This window comes from Brevibacterium linens ATCC 9172 (assembly GCF_900169165.1).
Classification (GTDB): domain Bacteria; phylum Actinomycetota; class Actinomycetes; order Actinomycetales; family Brevibacteriaceae; genus Brevibacterium; species Brevibacterium linens.
Window position 1 is genome coordinate 1 of sequence record NZ_FXYY01000060.1, and the last position, 1,780, is coordinate 1,780.

Here is a 1,780-nt window from a genome sequence, read left to right on the forward strand (position 1 = left end):
CAACGGCAGACTCGAACATCTGCGCGGTATCGCACTGGGGTTCCGCAACCGGGGCAACTACCTGATCCGTTCTCTGCTCCACGCTGGAGGACTGGGACCTCTTCTACAGCCCTATTTATGAAGAGCCACTACAGAAGCTTCGTACGGTATCAACAAAGTCGGTTGTCACAAATTCGTGTCGTTGCGCTCGTGCACATCCCCTCGCCGAGGCGGCCCACCCATTACACGTCCCTATCGCCTGGTGCGCCTCGCAGTCCGGGAACGACGAGACGGCGCCCGAACCGTATGGGGTTCGGGCACCGTCTCGTCTGTCTTCGGTTGTTCGTGTGCCTGAGATGACTGGCCTGCCTCGAATGGGCTGCCTCAGATGGCCTGCCTGCCTCTGCAGGCAGGTGAGTCAGTGTTTCGGCGTGTCGGTGTCTCCGCGGCCGTCGAGAGGATCCATCGGGCGGTCGTTCCCATCGTAGGGGTCTCGCGCGCTGTGACGGTCAATGCGAGGGTCGTGCTCGTCGGCCACCGAGTCTTCAGTCCGTGGGCGGACACCATCTTCCGGCGGATAGCCGTCGGCACGGACGTCGTGCTGTTGAGCAGGATCTTCCGACCGGCGGGAGTCGGCTGTGGCCTCAGATGCATCTGGATCCAGTTCGTCGGCACGTTGCAGTCGGCGCTCGTGTTCGAGACGCTCTGCTCTGACAGCTTCTTCCCGCTTGGCCGCTTCCGAGTCGAGCTGTTCGGCTTGTGCAACCTGACGATCAGCCTCAGCCGCCCGTGCGTCGGCGTCAGCCTTCGCGCGTTTGGCCTCAGCTCTCTGCTTCTCGACTTCGGCCTCTCGGGCACGAACATCGTGTTCGGACTCGGCAGCCTCCTGCCGAATCTGCGCGGCCTGTTCCCGCTGGTGTTCGCGCTTCTTAGCTGCCGCCTTGCGGCTGACTGCGATGATGATCCCGACGATGATCAGAACCACGACGATCGCGACGACAATCCAGATCATGGTTGTTGCGTTCATGCGGTGTCTCCCTTGCTGTCTATTCGGATGTCGCTATTCACTTGCATCCGGCCCAGCGGACAGCTTCATCGTGACACGACACACGCCCGTCGACAAGCACCTGCGACTCGGGAGAAGAACACTTCGCACGTTCTGGACCGGTGCGCGTTCAACTTTCCGGCGCTGCCCGTTCCGCAGTACGCGGGAGCTCAGCAGTACACGGAAACTGGTTCAGTGGGTCCAGCGTGGACTCGACACCCGGCCCTCAGATCGGGTTTCCGCGCTCCATCAGTTCCATGACAATCCATTTGGCGAGGGTTTCCGGGTCGACCGTGAGCATATGCGGCAGGCGCAGCGTCCGTCGCCGGTCGGGAGTGTCCGGGGTTCTGATGCTCACGTCGATGTGGGCGCTGACGTTCACCTTAGTGATGTGGAGTTCGAGGATGCGACTCCATGGGACGCCTCCGTCGGGGAAGCCGTCGACAGCGGCCCACAGCCCGAAGTCATTGACGATCACTTGAGGAGCAGGCAGGGAAGGTCGACGCAGTCCCAGGAAACCAGCAGGATTGCGCAGAAACTGCTTCGTGCGGTTGAAGCTGATCGCGACCTCGCCGGTGCGAGCAAGTTCGGCCTTGAGCGCGTCAATTGTCATCGTCATCGTGTCCATCCGTGAATACAGTGATGGCCCCGCCCAAACACTGGACGAGGCCATCACCTTAAAAAACATTGCGGCAGTCACTTACTCTCCCACAACCACCAAGTTGCAGTACCATCAGCGCGAATGGGCTTAGCTAC

At 61.1% G+C, this 1,780-nt stretch carries 2 protein-coding genes; both read right to left on the minus strand.

Going from position 1 to position 1,780, the window contains the following annotated elements:
• Positions 1 to 397: 397 nt before the first annotated feature.
• Positions 398 to 1,006, minus strand: coding sequence for a hypothetical protein (locus BLIN9172_RS17685; RefSeq protein ID WP_145998007.1), 609 nt, complete (start codon positions 1,004 to 1,006; stop codon positions 398 to 400).
• Between the two features lie 244 nt (positions 1,007 to 1,250).
• Positions 1,251 to 1,724 carry a hypothetical protein gene (locus BLIN9172_RS17690; RefSeq protein WP_180959443.1) on the minus strand — a complete coding sequence of 158 codons (474 nt, stop codon included), beginning with the start codon at positions 1,722 to 1,724 and terminating at the stop codon, positions 1,251 to 1,253.
• Positions 1,725 to 1,780 lie beyond the last annotated feature (56 nt).